Below are 23,335 nucleotides of genomic sequence, written 5' to 3' on the forward strand. Positions count from 1 at the left end.
AGTCAGTTATTCCATTCCCAGCGCCCGCTTACCGTGAATGTTGAGGTCGGCAAGCGTAAAGCGTCCTTCCCAGTTTGTTTCATAGTCCTCGCGCGGGAAGTCGCCCGGCGATGCGCCTTTTTCCAGCGCGGCCTTCACCTTGTGCGCGTAGGCAAGATTTTTCTCGCACATCGGTGCCGCAGGGATGTACATCACGTTGCCCCAACCCTGTTGATTTTCAACGGGGGCTACGGAATGGATGACATCGCAGTGCCACCAGACCGAGTCTCCAGCTTCGAGTTGTGGAATGCTGGTTAGTGCCTCAATCAACAGTGGATGCCATTGCTCTGACACCGGCAATACTCTTCCGGGCGCTACGCCGCAGAGTTCATCCTCCGGGACATCATCAAGCAGCGGACGTAACAGCACGTACGCCATGGCTTCAGGAATGGGCACAACGTGCAGCAACCCCTGACCAGGCAGCATATCAGAGAGCGCTGTCCAGCCCTGGAATGTCCGAAACACGGAACATTTGGTGGTGTTGTCCACCGTGTACTCTTCAACTTCCGTACGATGTGCCGCATGCCAGGGATCGTATTTCGCCAGATTGCCATTAAAGACGTTGGCGAAAACACGCTGATACGCCGGAAGCAGCCAGCGTTCCAGTGCCCCGGAGTCGGTATGCGCTCCGAGACCTTTGGAGGTCGTTCCGGGTGGGCGGCGGCGGATACGGTCAGGGTAGATGACGCTCACATCCGGGTTAAACCATTGCTTTCCATCACTTTCAAATGTCCACAGGCGATTGAGAAACGACTGCGCATTCGCCATTTCTTCACTTTGGCGGGCCTGCATTTGCGCCTGTGACCAGTAGATGGGGTAAATCTCGGGACGTGAAGCGCTGAGCGTTCCGAAGAAATTATCGCCGGGGCCTTTGTAGACCTCGTCAAAGCGGTTGCGGTCCAGATAGTCCAGCATCGACTGATCCCAGCCTAGCGCCTGCTCGCGGGGGAAATGGCCTTTTATCACCGCGCAACCGCGACGTTTAATCTGTTCGCGCTGCTCTGCAGTAACATTGCCAGCTTTGATATCGGCATAAGACAGTACCGGCCAGACGGCATCGCCCTGTGCTTTGAGTGCGTTGATTTCAGCCACTCGCGTGGCAATGTCATCGCTTAGCTGATTAAAGATCTGCTGGACGTCGCCAAGCTGCGCCCGCAGCGCGTGCTTCATCTGACGGATAGCTGCTTTGTGATCGGCAGGCAATGTGTCGCTGGTAAAAGTAAAAGCCATAACCACCTCGCATTAACTTTCATTCGAAACTAAATTGATTTACATGTGACAATATAAGTTATAAATAAGTTAATGCAAGTTTAATAATTTGATGTGATGCACAGGATGTAAAAAAGAAGGGAAAACCGGAGCGAAAGGCTCCGGTAGACAGGTCAGCTGTTAAAAGGGGATGTGTTATCCAGTACGGCCTGAATCACGTTCAGCGCACCCTGATGGTTATTGTCGTCGGTTTGGTAACGGGCAATCGATTTGATGCTCTCGGCTGCATTTGCCATCGCGAAAGCGTAGTGCGCCATTTTCAACATCTCCGCATCGTTACCGCTGTCGCCAATGGCGACGACGTTTTGCGGGGACAGATTCCACCGTTTCAGCAGGCGGCTGATACCGTTCGCTTTATGCAAGCCCGGGATTATCAGATCAATAAAGCCAAAGCCGCTGGTGACGGGCTTCATAATGCCGTCCAGAGCGGTATGCAGATGGTCAATCACCAACGGGATTTGCTGATCGGGCAGGTTCAGTGAAAACTTGAACAGCACATCATCAATATCCTGATAATCCTTTACCGACTTCAGGCGATGATAGTGTTTCGACATCAGCGTGACAAAAGCCTCAGGCGCATTTTCACTGATATAAGCACTTTGCAGGCCGCAGGCCACAAAATTAAGCTGTTTGTCTTTTAGCAGTTCACCAATGACGATACGCGACTCGTGCCGGGTCAGCTCACCGTGAAAAAGCTGTTTACCATGCTCAAATACCAGCGCACCGTTTTCAGCGACAAAAGAGATCTCGTCTTTAAGTTCCGGGAAAAAGGAGATGAGCTGGTAATACTGATTGCCGCTGGCCACGACAAATTCGATATCTCGTTTTTTGAGTTCCTGGTACTGCGCCATAAATCGTGCGTGGTTGTATTTCTTGGCGTCATCAAGAAAAGTTCCGTCCATATCGGTGACGATAACTTTGATGGTCATATATGCTCCTGGAATAGGGCCAGCATTATTAAGCTATTTTACTTGCCATTTTGAACCAGGGCAGTGCTCACAATCCTCACGTACTACGTGTACGCTCCGGTTGTTGCGCGCTGTCCGTGTCCAAACTGGCTGCGACAATGACGCTTAATAAGTCTGGCTCATAACTGCAACCAGAAACATTCTAATAACAATGTGACATGAAGCACAAATTTAATTTCGAATGAAAGTTTCCCCGTCGTCTTTCACGCCACAGGGGCGTTGGCTGTGGCGGTTCGCCCCAGTCACTTACTTATGTAAGCTCCTGGGGACTTACCGCCTTGCCGCCTTCCTGCAACGTGAAATCCATTGGGGAAGGGTTCAAGGCGGAGTCAACACAGCCGTTATCCGAAGGTTGTTACAGCATATGCTCCGTACGGGCAATAATATCGTCCTGCGCATCCGGGGAGAGGGCGGTAAAGAAGGCGGAGTAGCCTGCGACGCGCACCACCAGGTCACGATACTGATCCGGGTGTTTTTTCGCTTCCAGCAGCGTTTCACGAGAAACAATGTTGTACTGAATATGCCAGCCTTTGTGCTCTTCAAAGAAGGTACGCAGCAGGATCATCAGCTTTTGCTTATCAGACTCATTCTCCAGCGTTGCCGGGTTCAGTTTCTGATTGAGCAGTACGCCGCCGAGAATCGAACCGGTAGGCAATTTGCCAACCGAGCCAATCACCGCCGTTGGACCGAGATGATCGGTACCGGAGGCTGGACTTGCGCCTTCTGCCAGCGGTGTATGGGCTTTACGACCATCTGGTGTCGCCATGGTTGCCGCGCCAAACGGCACGTTTGCGGAGATAGATGAGGTGCCGGCATAGTAATTGCCGCCAACCGGACCACGACCGTAACGAGGGTTATGGTACTGTTTCAGCTCGTCGATATAGGTCTGGTAAGCGCGGGCCAGCAGCGTATCGACGCTGTCATCATCGTTACCGTACTTCGGCGCGCCGTTGATCAGACGCTGGCGCAACTGCTCGTGGGTCAGACCGTCAAAATCATCTGCCAGTGCGGCCGCCAGCTGCTGCTGACCGATAACCCCCTGATCAAAGACCAGTTTCTTCACCGCCGCCAGGCTGTTGCCGAGGTTTGCAATGCCGACCTGCAAACCGGAAACCCAGTCATATTTGGCGCCGCCTTGCTTAATGCTTTTAGCGCGTTCGATGCAGTCATCGACCAGGGCTGAGCACAGGATATCGTGCACGTTTTCTTCCAGCATGGTATCCACGACGTACTCAATCTCAATGGATTTGCGCGTGTAATAGCGGATCTGCGTATCCCAGGCCTCCATCACTTCGTCGAAATGATGGAAATTACCGGCCGAGAGCGCTTTTTCTTGCGGCAGGAACACTTTTCCGCTGGTGGCATCGCGGCCACCCTCCAGCGCAGCCAGCATCACGCGGGCAAAGTTAATAAAGCTCATGCCCGTACAGCGGTAGCCCCATTTGCCGCCAACCGCGGTTTCGATGCAGCCAATTGCCGCATAGTCGTACGCATCTTGCGGCTCGATACCGAGTTTAATGAATTCCGGGATGACGATTTCATCGTTGTTAAATGCCGGCATCCCAAAGCCGCAGCGAATCACCTGCACGCAGGCATCAAGGAAATCGTTACTCATCCCCGCGTGATAACGCACGCTAAGGTTCGGCTGGGTAGAGCGCAGGCGACCACAGGATTCGAGAATCGCGTAGGAGAGCGGGTTGACTGCATCCACCGGCTGACCATTAAGCAGATTCTGACCGCCAATGGTGACGTTCTGGTATAACGGACTGCCCGCAGAAGCCTTCGAGTGGGAACCGGAGCGGATTTTGTTCACTTCCAGCAGCTTCAGCCAGCAGCTGTGCAGTAATTCAATCGCATGTTCACGATCCAGCGACTGGTTTAGCTCCACGTCACGGCGATAGAACGGATACAGATACTGGTCCATGCGGCCAAACGATACCGAGTGACCGTTAGATTCGATCTGCAGGATCAACTGGATGAAGTAGCACAATTGCAGCGCCTGCCAGAGGGTTTGCGGCGGCTGATGCGCGATAACATCGCAGTTTTCCGCCATAGCCAGCAGTTCATCGCGACGGCTTTCGCGGGTTTCGGTTTCTGCCATTTTGCGCGCCAGATCGGCAAAACGCTCGATATGCAGGCTGACCGCGTCGAGTACGATATCAATCGCTTTCAGAAACTGATCGCCGTGCAGGTCTTCCAGACAGGTGAGATTAATGCGGGAACGGCGTTCATCAACTTTGTGACGCAGCCCGTCGAGACCTTTTTCCAGTACCAGCGGGAAGTTCACTGCCAGGTGCGCATCGCCGGACGTCATATTGCCTTCGGCTTTGATAATGCCGGTTTCCAGCAGACCTTTTTGCTCGTCGGTAAACATCCCATAGCAGCGATCCTGTACGGTTTGACCACGCCACCACGGGCAAATCTCATGCAGGACACGCTTGTTTTCCTCACTGACCGCAAATCCTGCGCCAGGACGATCGGCCAGGTCATCGATCTCTTTTTCGATCCACGACACGGTGTATTCCGGGAAGATCGGCGCGGCGCGGACTTCACTTGCCTGGTTGCCGATAATCAGTTCGTCATGCTTGATCCAGATAGTGCGTTCCGCCAGATGATGAGCCAGCGCCAGTGCGCGGCGTACCGGGATAGGCTTATCCAGATTTTGTTGATACATCTCGGTATAGTGCTGGGCGCGTTCGGTACAAACCGGGGGTTTCACAATATGGATCAGCGCTGTTTTGTGCGCTTTAATACGGTCGCTGAGCGTATCCAGTTTCAGTGTGGTCATGGCGGTTATCCTCGTAGGGTCGCGGTTAAACCTTTTTGGCTGGCATACTGACTGGCAAATTCAAGCAGCGCAGGCGCATCCAGCGGTTTATCCGGGGCGTTGTAGGGTTGACTGAGTAAGTGGTATTTGTTGATGCCCAGGGTGTGGTAGGGCAAAAAATGAATTTCACCGACGTGAAGTTCGTCGGCAGCAAAATCGGTAATGGCTTTGATCGCTTCTTCGTCTGCGTTGAAACCCTGAATCAGCGGTACACGGATAATTATTTTTTTACCGGCAGCGGCAAGTTTTTTCAGATTATCCAGTACGCGTGCGGCGTTACCCTCGGTCCACTGTTTAAACGGCGCGTCGGCCACATGTTTTAAATCGGCAAGAAACAGATCGACGTTGGGCAATGAAGGTTCAATATACTTCCACGGAACATGCAAACAGGTTTCGACGGCGGTATGAATGCCTGCGTCGTGGCTGGCTTTGAATATTCCGGCAGCCAGTTCCGGCTGCATAAACGGTTCACCGCCGGAAAGCGTGATGCCACCGCCGCTGCGATCATAGAAGGGTTTATCACGCAGTACGGTCTCCATGATGTCCTCTACGCTTTTGACTTCGCCACAGACGGTTAATGCCTGGGTTGGGCAGCAGTGAGTCAGCGCGGTGAACGTGTCATCGGTGAGTTTTTCGCGGTGGATTAACAGGCCGTTCAGCGCGCGTTCTATCACCTCCGGGGCGGCCTGAGCGCACAGGTTACAGCCGTCCAGACACAGGCGTGCGTCGTAGAGCAGATCCTGTGTGCGGGCGCGGCTCTCCGGGTTCTGGCACCAGCGACAGCCCAGGGAGCATCCTTTAAGGAACACTACGGTACGGATACCGGGACCATCGTGGGTGGAATAGCGCTGAATATTGAAAATCATAAGCGGCCTCGTTTCTTTCGTATAAAGATTAAATTACTTTCGAATGAAACTTATATTGACGTGCGTCAACTAACAGCGCGGTTTCGTCGTGCTATTTTTGCTTCATGCAATTATCCGTTTGAGGAAAGGTTATGGAACTCTATTTAGATACGTCTGACGTTGATGCAGTAAAAGCTCTGGCGCGTGTTTTTCCATTAGCCGGGGTGACCACTAACCCGAGCATCGTGGCGGCAGGTAAAAAGAGTCTGGAAGTGTTACTACCGCAATTGCAGGAGGCAATGGGGGGACGGGGTCGTCTGTTTGCTCAGGTGATGGCGACCACGGCTGAAGGAATGGTCAGCGATGCGCGTAAACTGCGGGCAATCATTCCTGATATTGTGGTGAAAGTGCCGGTCACAACAGAAGGTCTGGCGGCGATCAAGTTACTGAAGGAAGAAGGGATCCCTACGCTGGGTACGGCAGTATACAGTGCGACACAGGGGCTGTTAGCCGCACTGGCGGGGGCAGAGTACATCGCGCCTTATGTGAACCGTGTAGATGCTCAGGGAGGGGATGGGATTCAGACGGTGATCGATCTGCAAAGCTTGCTGAAAATGCACGCCCCGCATGCCAAAGTGCTGGCAGCCAGTTTTAAAACACCCCGCCAGGCGCTGGATTGCCTGCTGGCAGGCTCTGAAGCCATCACGCTGCCGCTGGACGTTGCTCAACAGATGATGACCTCCCCGGCCGTTGATGCTGCCGTGGCGAAGTTTGAACACGACTGGCAAGGCGCGTTCGGACGCACTTCTCTTTAAGCAGAACGTGCCGGGGTTACCCGGCACTTTTGCGTATCACCGGGGCGGCAGATTACTGTCCACACACCTCACAGCCCGGGTTGCGCATGAGCTTCATTTCCCGGAACTGACAGGTCATCGCATCGTACATGACGATTTTACCTGTCGCTGGCTTACCGTAGTTTGTCAGCAATTTAATCGCTTCCATTGCCTGCAGAGAACCGATCACGCCAATCAGCGGAGACATGACGCCGGCTTCCACACAGGTTAAGGCGTTTTCCCCGAACAGGCGGCTCAGGCAGCGATAACAGGCTTCCCCGTCCTGATACGTAAAGACGGTGATTTGCCCTTCCATGCGGATGGCTGCGCCGGACACCAGTGGAACCTGAGTGGCAAAACAGGCGGCATTCAACTGATTGCGCACCGCGACGTTATCGGTACAGTCCAGCACCAGGTCATGCTCAGCAATCAGCGCATGAATGGCGGCGTCATCCAGCAGAGCATTGATCGGTGTAATGGCGATATGCGGGTTAATCCGCGCCAGTGCATCGCGGGCTGATTCTACCTTCGGTAGCCCAACGGTCGCGTCGCTGTGCAGCGTCTGGCGCTGAAGGTTAGATACGGACACCGTATCAAAGTCGAGCAGCGTTAACTGCCCGACGCCAGCTCCTGCCAGATACTGGGTGGCGGCACAGCCTAACCCTCCCAGGCCAACGACCAGTACTCGTGCTTCTTTTAGCGCTTCCTGACCGTCAAAATCGAAGCCGCGCAGGATGATTTGCCGGTTATAGCGCAGCATTTCCTGGTCGCTGAGTTCCGCCATTACAGGCCTCCAAACAGGGCATTAAAGGATTCGACTTCGACCCATTCTCCGGGTTCTACGTTACCGCGTTCGCGTTCCAGAACGATAAAGCAGTTGCCCTGGCTGAAGGAACTAAAAATATGTGAACCCTGATGGCCCGTGGTGGTGACTTCCAGCTCACCGTCAGCCGTTCGCTGCAATACGCCGCGCTGAAAATCCAGGCGTCCCGGTGTTTTCTTCAGGCGTGATGCGGTGCGTACACGCTGGCGCGGAGGCAGTCCGCTGGCAGTGTTGCCGCTGAGTTTCGCCAAAAGCGGCTGCACAAGTTGATAAAACGTAAGCGCTGCAGAAACTGGATTTCCTGGCAGGCCGCAAAACCAGCTATTGCTCAGTTTACCGAAAGCAAACGGCTTGCCAGGTTTGATCGCCAGTTTCCAGAAAGCGATTTCACCGAGTTCTTCCAGAATCGTTTTGGTGTAATCCGCCTCGCCCACGGACACACCGCCGGAGCTAATGACCACATCGGCCTGACTGTCGGCTTCGATAAACGCCGCACGTAGCGCGTTTGGATCGTCGCGGATAATACCCAAATTAATGACTTCACAACCCAACTGTTGCAGCATCAGATGTACGGTTAGACGATTGGTGTCATAGATCTGTCCATCCCCCAGCGGCTGGCCGGGCAACTGTAATTCATCCCCGGTGGAGAATACGGCCACGCGCACTTTGCGTACCACGGACACATCGGCGATACCCAGTGAGGCCAGAACAGGCAGTTCAGCGGTTGTCAGGCGCGTTCCTGCGGGAAAGACGACCGCGCCGTTGGCGATATCTTCGCCGCGAAGACGAATATTTTGTCCGCTGCGTACACCAGCGGTAAAACGAATGCCGTCGTCAGTTTGTTCTGTTTGTTCCTGCATGACCACAGCTTCGCAACCCGCAGGAACCGGCGCGCCAGTCATAATACGAATGCAGGTACCCGCAGGCCATTCGCCATGAAAAGGCTGACCGGCAAAGGCTTTGCCTGCCACTGTGAGCGGCTGGCCGGACTCCACATCGGCCACACGTACCGCATAGCCGTCCATTGCCGAGTTATCGAATCCCGGTACGTCAATGGGAGAAACAACGTCGGTTGCCAGAATACGTCCGAAGCATTCAACCAGCGGCAGCGTTTCGACGGCGGTGAGTGGGGTAACACGCGAAAGCATTTGAGAGAGAGCCGTTTCAAGCGGCATCAGTCCGGCGGTAAATTCCATGAGAAGACTCCTGCGGGGCAAAATCGAATCCGGTCATTATGTCAGAAAATGAACGCGGGCAGTATGCCACCTCCGGCTTAGCGTTATTTTATTGACGTCAACCTGTGCTGCCGGCTGAGGCAAGCAGAAAGCGAAAAATAACGGTAAGCTCATCACCCTGTCGGGTAAAGAAACGCTGTTTGAGCCAGGGGAAAACATGACAAAGAATATACCGGACGCAATTCGAGGGCAGGTGAATGCCGCTAGCACACTTATCCGCCAGATTATCGACGGGGATCTCGTTGCCATCCATTTATATGGTTCTGCGGTTGAAAGCGGCTTAAAACCCCAAAGCGACATTGATTTGTTGGTTACCCTACGCAATCCCATGAATGACTGGCAAAGAAAAAAACTGATGCAGGATTTGCTGACCATTTCGGCACCACCCGGTACCTCTGAGCGCTATCGCGCGCTGGAAGTGACCGTTGTTCTGTATTCGCAGATAGTACCCTGGCGATTCCCACCGGTGAGGGAAATGCAATTTGGTGAATGGTTGCGTGACGATATCCACGCTGGAATTTTTGAACCTGCGCAGACAGATCCTGATCTTTCCATTCTGCTGACACAAGCCCGCCACGTCAGTGTACCGCTGTTCGGTGAGCGCGCTGAGACGTTATTTAACGTCGTGCCTGAAAGTGATTTATTGCAGACCTTTCGCCATACCCTTGAACTGTGGCAGGAACCGGCGGATTTACTGGGGGACGAGCGTAATATCATCCTTGCGCTGGCGCGTATCTGGTATAGCGTTGTGACGGGCAATATTGTCGCTAAAGATGAGGCCGCGTCCTGGCTCCTGCCGCAATTACCCGTTGAACATGCTGACATACTACACGCTGCGCGTTCGGAATATCTGGGGTTGACCCAACAGGACTGGGCAGTATCTATGCCGTCTGTAGAACGCTTTGTGTTTTATGCAAAAAAACAGATTACCGGGCTGCTCTAGTCGTTTATTCAACAGCGTCGAGAGATATCTTTCCTGTTTAACACATCTGCATTCCCTGATTGGATCGGTTCCGAGGGGCGGGCCTTTACCTTTACATGACGTCTGCATCTTTCTATAGTCAAAAATCGAATCAATAACTCACAGAAATTCTGATATTTATAACCCGATAACTGCCATCTTAATGGACGATAAAAATGGGCAAAGCAGTCATTGCAATTCACGGCGGTGCTGGCGCAATAACCCGCTCACAGCTAAGTCAGGAGCAGGAGTTACGCTACATTCAGGCGCTGTCAGATATCGTTGAGGTGGGACAACGTATGCTTGAGGCGGGGCAGAGCGCGCTGGATGTCGTCACTGAGGCCGTGCGATTGCTGGAAGAATGTCCGCTGTTTAATGCCGGAATCGGCGCTGTCTTTACCCGTGACGAAACCCATGAGCTGGATGCGTGCGTGATGGACGGTAATACGCTTAAAGCAGGTGCCGTCGCCGGTATTCGCCACTTACGCAATCCGGTCCTCGCGGCGCGGCTGGTGATGGAGCTCAGCCCACATGTGATGATGGTTGGCGAAGGGGCGGAGAATTTTGCTATTGCGCAGGGAATGACGCGCGTATCTGCGGATATTTTTTCTACACCGGAACGTTATGCGCAACTGCTGGCGGCGCGTGAAGCGGGTGAAACCGTACTTGACCATAGCGGTACTCCGCTCGATGAAAGCAACAAAATGGGAACCGTTGGCGCGGTCGCGCTGGATCAATTCGGTAATCTGGCGGCGGCGACATCGACCGGTGGGATGACCAATAAACTGCCGGGGCGTGTCGGAGACAGTCCGCTGGTCGGCGCGGGATGTTATGCCAATAACGCCAGTGTTGCCGTCTCTTGTACCGGTACCGGCGAGGTATTTATTCGTGCGCTGGCGGCATATGACATCGCCGCGCTGATGGATTATGGCGGCCTGAGCTTATCAGAGGCCTGCGAACGTGTGGTGATGGAAAAATTACCGGCACTGGGCGGTAGCGGTGGGCTCATTGCTATCGATCACGAAGGCAACGTCGCCTTACCGTTTAACAGTGAAGGCATGTACCGTGCCTGGGGATACGCTGGCGATACGCCAACCACCGGTATTTACCGGGAGAAAGGAGATACCGTTGCCACACAGTGATGAGCTTGATGCCAGCGATGTTCTGGCCGTCAGCAATCTGAATATTGCTTTCAAGCAAGAGCAGCAGCGTATCACGGCGGTACGCGACCTCTCTTTTCGCCTGAAACGTGGGGAAACGTTGGCGATTGTTGGCGAGTCCGGCTCGGGGAAATCGGTAACGGCGTTATCGCTAATGCGATTGCTTGAACAGTCAGGCGGGGAAGTCAGCTGCGATGAAATGTTGCTGCGACGGCGTAACCGGCAGGTCATTGAGTTGAGTGAGCAGAGCGCTTCGCAGATGCGCCATGTGCGCGGTGCGGATATCGCCATGATCTTTCAGGAGCCGATGACCTCGCTCAATCCGGTGTTTACCGTTGGCGAGCAAATTGCCGAGTCAATCCGCTTACACCAGGGAGCCAGCCGTGAAGAGGCGATGGCAGAGGCGAAACGCATGCTCGATCAGGTGCGGATACCCGAATCGAGAGCTATTTTGTCTCGTTTTCCCCATCAGCTTTCCGGCGGTATGCGCCAGCGGGTGATGATTGCCATGGCGCTGTCGTGCCGCCCGGCTGTATTGATTGCTGATGAGCCGACAACCGCGCTGGATGTCACGATTCAAGCGCAGATCCTGCAACTGATTAAAGTGTTGCAGCAGGATATGTCCATGGGCGTGATTTTTATCACTCACGATATGGGCGTGGTTGCTGATATTGCCGATCGTGTGCTGGTGATGTATCAAGGCGAAGCGGTGGAAACCGGCAGCGTTGAGCAGATCTTTCATGCGCCGCAACATCCTTATACCAAAGCGCTTCTGGCTGCTGTGCCGCAACTCGGGGCCATGAACGGACACGACTTTCCGCGTCGTTTTCCTCTCATTTCACTGCATGATCCTGACCATATTGAACCGCAGACTGAGCAGGACACCGTAGTCGAAGGCGAGCCGATTTTGCAGGTACGCAATCTGGTGACGCGTTTTCCATTGCGCAGCGGGATTCTTAATCGTGTCACCCGCGAAGTACATGCGGTGGAAAATGTCAGCTTTGATCTTTGGCCGGGCGAAACGCTTTCGCTGGTGGGGGAGTCGGGCTGCGGTAAATCCACCACCGGCCGGGCATTGTTGCGTCTGGTCGAGTCTCAGCGTGGTGAGATCACCTTCAATGGACAACGTATAGATTCGCTGGCGACCAGCAAACTTCAACCGCTGCGCCGGGATATCCAGTTTATCTTCCAGGATCCTTATGCCTCACTCGATCCGCGCCAGACGGTTGGGTATTCCATTCTGGAACCGCTGCGCGTTCATGGCTTGCTGCAGGGAGAAGCCGCGGCAAAACGCGTGGCGTGGTTGCTCGAGCGTGTTGGGTTGCTTCCTGAACATGCCTGGCGTTATCCGCACGAATTTTCTGGCGGTCAGCGTCAGCGCATCTGCATAGCCCGGGCGTTGGCACTCAATCCGAAAGTGATTATTGCCGATGAGTCGGTGTCTGCGCTGGATGTTTCTATTCGTGGGCAGATCATTAACCTGTTGCTCGATCTGCAGCGAGAAATGGGCATTGCCTATCTGTTTATTTCCCACGATATGGCGGTGGTCGAGCGTATCAGTCACCGTGTGGCCGTGATGTATCTTGGGCAGATTGTTGAGATCGGGACGCGGCGGGCGGTGTTTGAAAATCCGCAGCATCCCTATACACGTAAATTATTGGCGGCAGTACCGGTCGCCGATCCGTCACATCACAGGCCACAGCGCGTGCTGCTGTCGGATGACATCCCCAGTAATATCCGCAAACGCGGTGAAGAGATCCCCCCCGTTGCACTACAGCTCGTGGGGCCGGGGCACTATGTTGCGCGTCCGCAACCGGAAAATGCGCTTTCGCGTTTATAACAGGCAGGCAGGGTTCAGGAGAATAACATGACACAAATTGTTGCTCGTAAATGGCTGGTTGCTCTGGGGGTCGCCTCTGCGCTGGCCGCATCCCCTTCCTGGGCGGCCAAAGATGTGGTGGTGGCGGTAGGATCGAATTTCACCACGCTCGATCCGTATGACGCGAACGACACGCTGTCACAGGCGGTGGCAAAGTCGTTTTATCAAGGCCTGTTTGGTCTTGATAAAGAGATGAAGCTGAAAAATGTGTTGGCGGAGAGTTACTCCGTTTCCGACGATGGTCTGATCTATAGCGTAAAACTGCGTCAGGGTGTGAAGTTCCAGGATGGGACTGACTTTAATGCGGCAGCGGTAAAAGCTAACCTGGATCGGGCCAGCAACCCGGAAAACCACCTTAAACGCTATAACCTGTATAAGAATATCGATAAAACCGAGGTTGTTGATCCGTCTACGGTGAGGATTACGCTCAAGCAGCCGTTCTCTGCGTTTATCAATATTCTGGCGCATCCGGCGACAGCGATGATTTCTCCGGCAGCACTGGCGAAATACGGGAAGGACATTGGTTTCCATCCTGTAGGAACCGGACCGTATCAGCTTGAGACCTGGAATCAGACCGATTTTGTTAAGGTGAAGAAGTTTGCGGGCTACTGGCAGCAGGGTTTGCCAAAGCTTGATACCATTACCTGGCGTCCGGTGACGGACAACAATACCCGTGCGGCGATGTTGCAGACGGGCGAAGCGCAGTTTGCTTTCCCGATTCCTTACGAGCAGGCGGCGTTGCTGGCTAAGAATAAAAATCTGCAGTTGGTGGCCAGCCCGTCAATTATGCAGCGCTATATCAGTATGAACGTCACGCAAAAACCGTTCGATAATCCAAAAGTTCGCGAGGCGCTGAATTATGCGATCAACCGACAGGCGCTGGTGAAAGTCGCTTTCGCCGGTTACGCGACACCTGCGACGGGTGTACTTCCGCCAGCGATTGCTTACGCACAAAGCTATACGCCGTGGCCTTACGATCCGGCGAAAGCGCGCGAGTTGCTGAAAGAGGCGGGTTACCCTAACGGTTTTACCACCACGTTGTGGTCTTCACATAACCACAGTACTGCGCAGAAAGTGCTGCAATTTACGCAGCAGCAGTTGGCGCAGGTGGGCATTAAGGCACAGGTGACGGCGATGGATGCCGGACAACGTGCTGCGGAAGTCGAAGGGAAAGCGCAAAAAGAGAGTGGGGTTCGCATGTTCTACACCGGCTGGTCGGCGTCTACGGGCGAAGCTGACTGGGCGCTGTCACCGCTGTTTGCCTCACAAAACTGGCCACCCACGCTGTTTAATACGGCGTTCTACAGTAATAAGCAGGTGGACAGCGACTTAGCGGCGGCATTGCAGACCAACGATCCGGCTGAAAAAGCGCGGTTGTATAAAGATGCGCAGGATATCATCTGGAAAGAGTCGCCGTGGATCCCGCTGGTGGTGGAGAAACTGATCTCGGCGCACAGTACGAATTTGACCGGGTTCTGGATCATGCCGGACACCGGGTTTAGTTTTGATGATGCGGATTTGAAATAAGCTATTCATGCGGCTCCTGAACCACGGAGCCGCCGAAGGGAGTCTGATGCTTAACTATGTTTTCAAGCGCCTGCTGGGGTTAATTCCAACCCTGTTGATCGTCGCCGTGCTGGTGTTCTTATTTGTGCACCTGCTGCCCGGCGATCCTGCCCGTTTGATTGCCGGGCCGGAAGCAGATGCGCAGGTTATTGAGCTGGTACGTCAGCAATTGGGCCTGGATCAGCCGCTGCACGTTCAGTTCTGGCATTACATTACCAATGTTTTGCAAGGCGATTTCGGGACGTCGATGGTTTCCCGTCGCCCGGTTTCTGAAGAGATTGCCAGTCGTTTTATGCCGTCGCTGTGGTTGACGATAGCCAGTATGGCGTGGGCGGTTTTATTTGGGATGACGGCAGGGATTATCGCCGCGGTATGGCGTAATCGCTGGCCGGACAGGTTGAGTATGACACTGGCGGTGACGGGAATCTCTTTCCCGGCGTTTGCGCTCGGTATGCTGCTCATGCAGATATTCTCCGTTGAGCTGGGCTGGTTACCGACCGTTGGCGCCGACACCTGGCTGCACTACATCCTTCCCTCTATCACGCTGGGGGCAGCGGTGTCAGCGGTATTGGCACGTTTTACCCGCGCGTCGTTTGTTGATGTACTCAGTGAAGATTATATGCGCACGGCTCGTGCGAAAGGGGTGAGCGAGACCTGGGTGGTGTTAAAACACGGTCTGCGTAACGCGATGATCCCCGTGGTCACGATGATGGGGCTGCAGTTCGGCTTTTTGCTTGGCGGCTCTATTGTGGTGGAGAAAGTGTTCAACTGGCCAGGGCTCGGGCGGCTGTTAGTGGACTCGGTTGAAATGCGAGATTACCCGGTCATTCAGGCTGAGGTGCTGTTGTTTTCTCTGGAGTTTATTCTTATTAATTTAGTGGTGGATGTGCTCTACGCCGCCATTAATCCGGCTATCAGGTATAAGTAAGGATGCGATTTTTAAACTGGCGCCGACAGGCGATTTTAAATGCGATGCCCCTCGTTAAGCCAGAGCAGATCCGTACGCCGTGGCATGAGTTCTGGCGTCGCTTTCGTCGTCAGCATGTGGCGATGATCGCGGGGTTATTTGTGCTGGCTCTGATTCTGGTGGCGATTTTTGCCCGCTGGCTGACGCCATTTGATGCCGAGAACTACTTTGATTATGACCGCCTCAATGACGGGCCGTCGATGCTGCACTGGTTTGGCGTCGATTCGTTGGGCAGGGATATTTTCAGCCGCGTACTGGTCGGTGCGCAAATCTCGTTAGCGGCGGGGGTTTTTGCCGTCTTTATCGGCGCGGCGATAGGAACGGTTTTGGGCCTGCTGGCCGGCTATTACGAAGGCTGGTGGGATCGGCTGATTATGCGGGTTTGCGATGTGTTATTCGCTTTTCCGGGGATTTTGCTGGCAATTGCGGTGGTCGCGGTGCTGGGAAGCGGCATTGCGAACGTTATTATTGCGGTTGCTGTCTTCTCTATTCCCGCCTTTGCGCGTCTGGTGCGCGGAAATACGCTGGTGCTCAAGCAACAGACGTTTATTGAGTCGGCGCGCAGTATCGGTGCGAGCGATACCACCATCATTTTCAACCATATTCTGCCCGGAACGGTCTCCTCGATTGTGGTCTTTTTTACCATGCGTATCGGGACGTCGATTATTTCTGCGGCGAGTCTGTCATTCCTGGGATTAGGCGCACAACCGCCGACACCGGAGTGGGGAGCAATGCTTAACGAAGCGCGTGCCGATATGGTGATCGCGCCGCACGTAGCGATTTTCCCGGCGGTGGCGATATTTCTGACGGTGCTGGCGTTTAACTTACTGGGGGATGGGCTGCGCGACGCGCTGGATCCGAAGATTAAGGGATAACATGCAGGCCTGATAAGACACGTTTGCATCATTATCAGGCCAAATGCCCGGTGAACTCACCGGGCATTCAACACGTTAGACGCGAGAGCCCCACAGATCGTATTCGTCTGCGTTTTCGACCTTCACGCGGATAATATCGCCGGGTTTAACCGCCGTTTCGCCGTTCAGATAGACCGCGCCGTCGATTTCAGGTGCGTCTGCCATGCTACGACCAATGGCGCCTTCTTCGTCAACTTCATCAACGATGACCATGATTTCGCGACCCACTTTTTCCTGCAAGCGTTCAGCAGAGATCTGCTGCTGCAGTTGCATAAAGCGGTTCCAGCGCTCTTCTTTCACCTCTTCCGGGATTTGATCCGGCAGGTCATTCGCCGTTGCGCCTTCAACCGGGCTGTACTTAAAGCAGCCGACGCGATCCAGGCGCGCTTCTTTCAGGAAGTCGAGCAGCATCTGGAAATCTTCTTCTGTTTCACCCGGGAAACCGACAATAAATGTTGAGCGCAGGGTCAGCTCAGGGCAGATTTCACGCCACTGTTTAATGCGCGCTAATTGTCTGTCCACGGAGCCCGGGCGCTTCATCAGTTTAAGAATGCGCGGGCTGGCATGCTGCAGTGGGATGTCCAGATACGGCAGGATTTTACCTTCCGCCATCAGCGGAATAACGTCATCGACGTGTGGATACGGGTAAACATAGTGCAGACGGGTCCAGATCCCCAGTTTTGACAACTGTTCGCACAGGTCAACCATACTGGTTTTTACCGGCTCGCCGTTATGGAAACCGGTACGGTGCTTCACATCTACGCCGTAGGCCGACGTGTCCTGGGAGATCACGAGGATCTCTTTTACACCGGCATCCACCAGACGTTTGGCTTCGCTGAGCACATCGCCAATAGGACGGCTGACCAAATCGCCACGCATGGACGGAATGATGCAGAACGTGCAGCGGTGGTTGCAGCCTTCAGATATTTTCAGATAGGCATAGTGACGCGGGGTCAGTTTAACACCCTGTTCAGGAACCAGGCTCTGGAACGGATTGTGCTTCGGTTTGGGGACGTAATGGTGAACGTGTTCCAGAACCTGCTCGTAGCTGTGCGGTCCGGTGATTTCCAGTACCTTTGGGTGAACTTCACGGATCTGATCGACTTTCGCGCCCAGACAACCGGTGACAATCACCTTGCCGTTTTCGTTCAGTGCTTCACCAATCGCTTCCAGGGATTCCTGGACAGCACTGTCGATAAAGCCGCAGGTGTTAACGATAACCATATCCGCATCGTCGTAACTTGGCACAACATCATAACCTTCAGTGCGAAGTTCAGTCAGGATGCGCTCGGAATCGACGAGGTTTTTCGGACAACCTAGTGATATAAAACCAATTTTTGCCATTTTCTTATACTGTACATTGCTCGTAATCGGGGGATTATACAGATGCCTTCACACTACATCTATATCTGATGCGCATAAGACGCAGGGAATAAAGAGAAATACCCACAATTTGTGTATCCATCGCAAAAGGTGTTTAGCGAGTCTAATTCCGGCTTTAAGTGTCACTTCTTGGCTATAGAAATATATTGTCGTAAATTTATTTCGTCGAGCGTTAACAATGAGGTTAGATTTGAAAGATATTGTTTTACAGTCAAAACTTGAAATGGCTAAAACCCTTTATTCAAACGGTGTGAGTTTATATTATATTTCTCTCGCTACAGGTTTAAGTTGGCGTGTTTTAATGTCAGAATTAAATTATATTACCCGCCACGAAATCATCCTGAAAAAGTTTGACGCTCGCAAACCGAAATTTAAATAATTCATCTGTCTATGACTTATCCTATAATATTCTGAAAGGTAACGTTATATGTATATTTCGCCACTTCCGGTCACCGTAGATTCTGATGTCGATAAACTCAGAGATGATATTGCTAATAAACTGTTATTTACTATTGGCAAAGATCCCGCAATCGCCACGAAACGGGAGTGGTTAAATGCAACGCTGTATGCCGTACGAGACAGAATGGTGGAACGTTGGCACCGTTCCAATCGGGCGCAATTCTCTCAGGATGCCCGTCAGGTTTATTACCTGTCGATGGAGTTCTTAATTGGCCGCACCCTGTCGAATGCGCTGCTTTCATTGGGGATATACGATGAAGTTAACAGCGCGCTTGAAGCGATGGGACTTGAGCTGGAAGAGCTGATCGACGAAGAAAATGATCCGGGATTAGGCAATGGCGGCCTTGGGCGTCTGGCTGCCTGTTTCCTGGATTCATTGGCCACGCTGGGGCTACCGGGATGCGGGTACGGTATCCGTTATAACTACGGTATGTTCAAACAAAATATCGTTAATGGGGTGCAAAAGGAGTCTCTGGATTATTGGCTGGAGTATGGCAATCCATGGGAATTCAAACGGCACAACACGCATTATAAAGTGCGTTTCGGTGGCCGTGTTCAGCACGAAGGACGCAAAACCCGTTGGGTGGACACCGAGGATATTCTGGCCGTCGCGCACGATCAAATCGTGCCTGGTTATGCGACGGACACAACGAATACATTGCGTTTGTGGAATGTGCAGGTTAACAGCGAAGTGAATTCAGGCAACCTTCAACTGAATGATGATTTTGCTGTTGAGGTGGAAAACAAATACCACTTTGAAAGAATTTCGCGGGTGCTGTACCCGGACGACTCAACCGATGCTGGACGTGAACTGCGTTTGCGCCAGGCCTATTTTCTGGCATCCGCCACTATTCAGGACATTCTGAGCCGCCATTATCAGCTCCACAAAACCTACCATAATCTGGCAGATAAGATCGCTATCCATCTTAATGATACCCATCCGGTACTGGCGATCCCTGAACTGATGCGTTTGTTGATCGATCAGCATCAATATGCCTGGGACGATGCGTTTGATGTGACCTGTCAGATTTTCTCCTATACCAATCACACTCTGATGAGCGAGGCGCTGGAAACATGGCCGGTAGACATGTTGAGCCGAATTCTGCCCCGTCATTTACAAATTATTTTTGAAATTAACGATCGTTTTCTGAAATCCGTGAGTGAAAAGTATCTAGGTGAGAGTGATTTATTACAGCGTGTGTCGTTAATTGATGAGACGAATGGGCGCGTAGTGCGCATGGCCTGGCTGGCCGTTGTGGTCAGTCACAAAGTGAATGGCGTGTCGGCATTACATTCAAAGTTGATGACGGAATCACTGTTTGCGGATTTTGCGCGTATTTTCCCGCTGCGTTTTACCAATGTGACGAATGGCGTTACGGCGCGTCGTTGGCTGGCGCTGGCTAATCCGCCGCTCGCCCGAGTGCTGGATGAGAATATCGGTCATACCTGGCGGACCAAACTCCTCCAGCTTGGTGAGCTGAAACAGTATATTGATTATCCGTCCGTCAATGAGGCGGTACGCCGTGCGAAGCGAGAAAACAAACAGCGCCTGGCGCACCATATTGCGACGCGATTTGGTGTGGTGGTCAATCCTGATGCGCTGTTTGATGTGCAGGTAAAGCGCATTCATGAGTACAAACGGCAATTGATGAATGTACTCCACGTGATTACCCGTTATAACCGCATTAAAGCCGCACCGGATGCTGACTGGGTTCCTCGTGTGAATATCTTTGCGGGTAAAGCCGCCTCGTCGTATTACATGGCGAAACAAATTATTCGTTTAATTAACGATGTGGCGCAGTGGGTCAACAATGACCCGCAAATTGGCGGCAAACTGAAGGTCGTGTTTATACCGGATTACAGCGTTAGCCTGGCACAACTGATTATTCCGGCGGCAGATCTTTCTGAGCAGATTTCACTGGCAGGTACTGAAGCTTCCGGGACCAGCAACATGAAGTTTGGCCTGAATGGCGCGTTGACTATCGGTACGTTGGATGGGGCGAATATCGAGATGCGGGAATATGTCGGGGAAGATAATATCTTTATCTTTGGCAATACCGCGCAGGAGGTCGAAACCCTGCGACGTGAAGGCTACGATCCGAGAACCCTTTTTGAGAAAGATGCTGAGTTGCATCAGGTATTGACTCAAATTGGCACCGGCGTGTTCAGCCCGCAGGAGCCGGCACGGTACAGAAACATCCTGGATTCATTAATTAACTTTGGCGATCATTATCAGGTGCTGGCGGATTATCGTCGTTATGTAGATTGTCAGGATGCGGTTGATGAACTGTATCGCCATCCCCGGGAGTGGACGACGAAAACAATGCACAATATTGCCAATATGGGCTATTTTTCGTCGGACAGAACGGTTCAGGAATATGCCGACCATATCTGGCGCATTGCGAAAATTCACGTATAAACCCTCACCAGGATAAACCTCTTCTCTGGTGATCAGGACAGGGAAGAGGTTTGTAAATCAGCGAGAATAGGCGACAAAATTTTATGGGTATTCGTTTCTTTGCGTGAGGAAGCAAATAAACTAAATTGCGGTAACGGGAACGGGGTGTTTATTTTTTTTAATCCATAAAGATGGGCGTGCGTTTCGAATACTTTTTCCGGGATCACGCCTAAGCAATGGGTCGTAGAGACAATTGTGAGTATTGATGTAAAAGATGACGTTAACAGGCAGCGTTCACCGGTTCTGAATTTTTTATCCACAATACTTCTGTGGTAAATAATCTTTTCATTCTTTGTATTGTAGCCTACCAGATTCGCGTTTCTGAACATCTCTTCACTGATCGAATGACCATACAATGTATTATTCTGCGAGGCGGCCAGCACCAGGCGCATATCACAGATTTTTTGGCAGGAGATGCCTCCAGACTCAACGGAAAAAGTCGAAAAAACAACGTCCGCCTGCCGCATATTTAACAGTTCGATAATGCTCTGCTCATTCAAATCGGCAGTAAGATGCAGAAGACTGACGTCTGTATCGTTATTGATCATTTTTGCGGTGACATCGGGAATAACGATAGGGGAAATAAACGATTCGGTATACAGCGTCAGTCTTTTTTTGGCGACCGGGGAGGAGTGGGGCATCAGGAGTGACAGTTTGTCGATAATTGGGATCGTATTGTCATAAAGTTCATCGGAATAGACGGTCGGTAACAGTGCATTACCGCTACGAACAAATAAATTATCTCCCATCAGTTCACGCAGCTTTCTTAACGACTGACTGACGGCCGAGGGGGAAATATTCAGCATATCAGCGACCCTGCTGATGCTGCCAACGCTATAGATCAGGCAGAAAATGGTCAGCAGATTCAGATCGATTTTTGATAGCGTGCGTATTTTCTCTGCATCATTTGCTTTTGACATAGTCCCCTCATTGTTAGCGCCGCGGCAGTCATCACAGAAGATATAGCAAAAAATGGCCGGTAAGTCAGAGATGGGCCCCCTCTAAGTACAGCCCTTACACCGTGTGAAGTTGTAACATTGTAAATTATGTTAATCAATTAGGCTTTATTGATGTGGGACATCAAATTGTTCAAAAAACAACCATACTATTAAGTTGCACCAGAGTTGGAAAGAGGAGGAACAAAGTATGGTTGTTGACAGACTGAGAACCGATCTTCTCAACAAGTTGATAAACGCCCGTATCGATCTTGCCGCTTATCTGTTGTTGAGGAAAGCGAAAGGCTACATGTCAGTCAGCGAGAGCGATCGTCTGCGTGATAATTTTTTTGAACTGAATCGCGAACTACACGATCAATCACAACTTCACGGTATGCATCTTGATCAGGAAGAGTGGAATGCCCTTCGACGTGCTGAAGGAGCATTAGCCGCCGCTGCCGTTTGCCTGATGAGCGGGCATCACGATTGCCCGACATTTATCGCCGTTAACGCAGAGAAACTTGAAAACTGCCTGACAACGCTGACGCTGAGCATCCAGAGTTTGCAGAATTACGCAACGCTGGAGCACGTCTGAATCAGGGGGAGGGCGCTCCCCCTTTTCGTCAAGATTATGTAAAAGTAGCGGGTTATCTCCCTCTTGCTGGCTACGCTTTATGCAGAACCATTCAGGAGGTGTTATGCGTCGATTATTTCTCTGGGTTTCCTCAATCGCCTTACTTTCCCCTTATGCCAGTGCAGAACTGCCCGCCGTAAAGGTGGAAGTGCTGCAAACTAAACTTGACCATCCCTGGTCATTAGCATTTTTACCCGACAATCGCGGCATGCTGATTACGCTTCGGGGAGGGCAGCTTCGACACTGGCAATCTGGCAAAGGACTTTCTGATCCGCTGACCGGTGTGCCAAAGGTTTGGGCTAACGGGCAAGGGGGCTTACTGGACGTGGTGCTGGCGCCGGATTTTGAGCACTCGCGTCGGGTCTGGCTCAGTTACGCAGAAGCGGACCGCGAAGGAAAAGCGGGTACAGCGGTGGGCTATGGACGACTGAGTGATGATCTCAGGCATCTGGAAGGATTTCAGACAGTCTTTCGCCAAATGCCTAAGCTCTCAACCGGCAACCATTTTGGCGGCCGTATGGTGTTTGATGGAAAAGGTTACCTGTTTATTGGTCTCGGTGAGAACAACCAGCGCTCAACGGCTCAGGATCTCGATAAATTGCAGGGGAAGGTTGTGCGCCTGACCGACCAGGGCAAAATCCCGGCGGACAATCCTTTTGTGAACCAGACGGGCGCGCGCCCTGAAATCTGGTCATATGGGATCCGTAACCCGCAGGGTATGGCGATGAATCCCTGGAGCAATACGCTGTGGTTGAATGAACATGGTCCGCGCGGTGGAGATGAAATTAATATCCCTGAAAAAGGCAAAAACTACGGTTGGCCGATAGCGACCTGGGGCGTGAATTACAGTGGTTTTAAAATTCCGGAAGCGCAGGGAAAAATTGTTGCCGGAACGGAGCAGCCTGTTTTTTACTGGGAAAAATCCCCGGCGGTGAGTGGAATGGCTTTTTATCACAGTGCTACTTTCCCGCAGTGGCAGCAGAAGCTGTTTATTGGCGCGCTGAAAGAACAAGATGTGATTGTGCTCAGCGTTAAGGGCAATAAGGTGACGGAGGATGGACGCCTTTTACAGGATAGAGGTAAGCGCATTCGTGACGTGCGCGTCGGACCCGATGGCTATTTGTATGTGTTAACCGACGAGTCCGACGGGGAGTTACTCAAGGTCAGTCCCTGAGTGCGA

Annotated in this window: 19 protein-coding genes; 11 read left to right on the forward strand and 8 right to left on the reverse strand. The window is 52.4% G+C overall.

Annotated features, from left to right (window positions below):
* Positions 1-6 precede the first annotated feature (6 nt).
* The 4 genes from N7268_RS13135 to N7268_RS13150 all read right to left on the reverse strand — a co-directional run bounded on the left by N7268_RS13135 (position 7) and on the right by N7268_RS13150 (position 5,969).
* Positions 7-1,269, reverse strand: a complete 1,263-nt coding sequence (locus N7268_RS13135; RefSeq protein ID WP_260863246.1) for a DUF1479 domain-containing protein — start codon at positions 1,267-1,269, stop codon at positions 7-9.
* A gap of 152 nt (positions 1,270-1,421) precedes the next feature.
* Positions 1,422-2,237, reverse strand: coding sequence for a Cof-type HAD-IIB family hydrolase (locus N7268_RS13140; RefSeq protein ID WP_260863247.1), 816 nt, complete (start codon positions 2,235-2,237; stop codon positions 1,422-1,424).
* A gap of 394 nt (positions 2,238-2,631) precedes the next feature.
* A complete protein-coding gene (locus N7268_RS13145) occupies positions 2,632-5,064 on the reverse strand; it encodes a glycyl radical protein (RefSeq protein WP_260863248.1) in 2,433 nt (810 codons plus the stop codon).
* Between the two features lie 5 nt (positions 5,065-5,069).
* Entirely contained in the window at positions 5,070-5,969 is a 900-nt protein-coding gene (locus tag N7268_RS13150; protein ID WP_260863249.1) for a glycyl-radical enzyme activating protein, read from the reverse strand.
* Between the two features lie 131 nt (positions 5,970-6,100).
* Here N7268_RS13150 and fsa point away from each other — a divergent pair, with 131 nt between their 5' ends.
* Positions 6,101-6,763 (forward strand): fructose-6-phosphate aldolase, encoded by a 663-nt coding sequence (gene fsa / locus N7268_RS13155; protein WP_260863250.1) that lies wholly within the window; start codon positions 6,101-6,103, stop codon positions 6,761-6,763.
* A gap of 52 nt (positions 6,764-6,815) precedes the next feature.
* Here the strand turns inward: fsa and moeB are convergent, their stop codons facing one another.
* Together moeB and moeA are read right to left on the reverse strand one after the other, a co-directional pair.
* Positions 6,816-7,565, reverse strand: coding sequence for a molybdopterin-synthase adenylyltransferase MoeB (gene moeB / locus N7268_RS13160; protein ID WP_198904780.1), 750 nt, complete (start codon positions 7,563-7,565; stop codon positions 6,816-6,818).
* Positions 7,565-8,800, reverse strand: a complete 1,236-nt coding sequence (moeA, locus tag N7268_RS13165) for a molybdopterin molybdotransferase MoeA (protein WP_260863251.1) — start codon at positions 8,798-8,800, stop codon at positions 7,565-7,567. Before moeA ends, moeB begins: the two co-directional genes overlap by 1 nt.
* 196 nt (positions 8,801-8,996) lie before the next feature.
* On the opposite strand from moeA, the gene N7268_RS13170 reads away from it, so the two are divergent.
* The 6 genes from N7268_RS13170 to gsiD all read left to right on the forward strand — a co-directional run bounded on the left by N7268_RS13170 (position 8,997) and on the right by gsiD (position 16,247).
* Positions 8,997-9,782 carry an aminoglycoside adenylyltransferase family protein gene (locus tag N7268_RS13170; protein WP_260863252.1) on the forward strand — a complete coding sequence of 262 codons (786 nt, stop codon included), beginning with the start codon at positions 8,997-8,999 and terminating at the stop codon, positions 9,780-9,782.
* Between the two features lie 194 nt (positions 9,783-9,976).
* Complete coding sequence (gene iaaA / locus N7268_RS13175; RefSeq protein ID WP_260863253.1) at positions 9,977-10,942, forward strand: beta-aspartyl-peptidase; 966 nt, start codon at positions 9,977-9,979, stop codon at positions 10,940-10,942.
* Positions 10,929-12,800, forward strand: a complete 1,872-nt coding sequence (gene gsiA, locus N7268_RS13180; RefSeq protein ID WP_260863254.1) for a glutathione ABC transporter ATP-binding protein GsiA — start codon at positions 10,929-10,931, stop codon at positions 12,798-12,800. The genes iaaA and gsiA overlap by 14 nt, the downstream gene beginning before the upstream one ends.
* Before the next feature lie 27 nt (positions 12,801-12,827).
* Positions 12,828-14,366, forward strand: coding sequence for a glutathione ABC transporter substrate-binding protein GsiB (gene gsiB, locus N7268_RS13185; RefSeq protein WP_260863255.1), 1,539 nt, complete (start codon positions 12,828-12,830; stop codon positions 14,364-14,366).
* 46 nt (positions 14,367-14,412) lie between these two features.
* The gene (gsiC, locus tag N7268_RS13190; RefSeq protein WP_198904774.1) at positions 14,413-15,333 is read left to right on the forward strand and encodes a glutathione ABC transporter permease GsiC; all 921 of its coding nucleotides are present in this window, start codon (positions 14,413-14,415) and stop codon (positions 15,331-15,333) included.
* 2 nt (positions 15,334-15,335) lie between these two features.
* Entirely contained in the window at positions 15,336-16,247 is a 912-nt protein-coding gene (gsiD, locus tag N7268_RS13195; protein ID WP_260863256.1) for a glutathione ABC transporter permease GsiD, read from the forward strand.
* Between the two features lie 75 nt (positions 16,248-16,322).
* Here gsiD and rimO read toward each other — a convergent pair whose 3' ends face one another.
* Positions 16,323-17,630 carry a 30S ribosomal protein S12 methylthiotransferase RimO gene (gene rimO, locus N7268_RS13200; protein WP_198904772.1) on the reverse strand — a complete coding sequence of 436 codons (1,308 nt, stop codon included), beginning with the start codon at positions 17,628-17,630 and terminating at the stop codon, positions 16,323-16,325.
* Between the two features lie 229 nt (positions 17,631-17,859).
* Between rimO and N7268_RS13205 the strand changes: the two genes are divergently transcribed.
* Complete coding sequence (locus N7268_RS13205) at positions 17,860-18,048, forward strand: glycine cleavage system protein T (RefSeq protein ID WP_260863257.1); 189 nt, start codon at positions 17,860-17,862, stop codon at positions 18,046-18,048.
* A 48-nt stretch (positions 18,049-18,096) separates the two neighbouring features.
* A complete protein-coding gene (glgP, locus tag N7268_RS13210) occupies positions 18,097-20,547 on the forward strand; it encodes a glycogen phosphorylase (protein ID WP_260863258.1) in 2,451 nt (816 codons plus the stop codon).
* A 32-nt stretch (positions 20,548-20,579) separates the two neighbouring features.
* On the opposite strand, the gene N7268_RS13215 is transcribed toward glgP, so the two are convergent.
* The gene (locus N7268_RS13215) at positions 20,580-21,506 is read right to left on the reverse strand and encodes a LysR family transcriptional regulator (protein WP_260863259.1); all 927 of its coding nucleotides are present in this window, start codon (positions 21,504-21,506) and stop codon (positions 20,580-20,582) included.
* Positions 21,507-21,732: 226 nt separating this feature from the next.
* Between N7268_RS13215 and bssR the strand changes: the two genes are divergently transcribed.
* Together bssR and N7268_RS13225 are read left to right on the forward strand one after the other, a co-directional pair.
* Positions 21,733-22,116 carry a biofilm formation regulator BssR gene (gene bssR, locus N7268_RS13220; protein ID WP_260863260.1) on the forward strand — a complete coding sequence of 128 codons (384 nt, stop codon included), beginning with the start codon at positions 21,733-21,735 and terminating at the stop codon, positions 22,114-22,116.
* A 103-nt stretch (positions 22,117-22,219) separates the two neighbouring features.
* Entirely contained in the window at positions 22,220-23,329 is a 1,110-nt protein-coding gene (locus N7268_RS13225) for a PQQ-dependent sugar dehydrogenase (RefSeq protein WP_260863261.1), read from the forward strand.
* Positions 23,330-23,335 lie beyond the last annotated feature (6 nt).

This window comes from Citrobacter sp. Marseille-Q6884, from assembly GCF_945906775.1.
Classification (GTDB): Bacteria; Pseudomonadota; Gammaproteobacteria; order Enterobacterales; family Enterobacteriaceae; genus Citrobacter.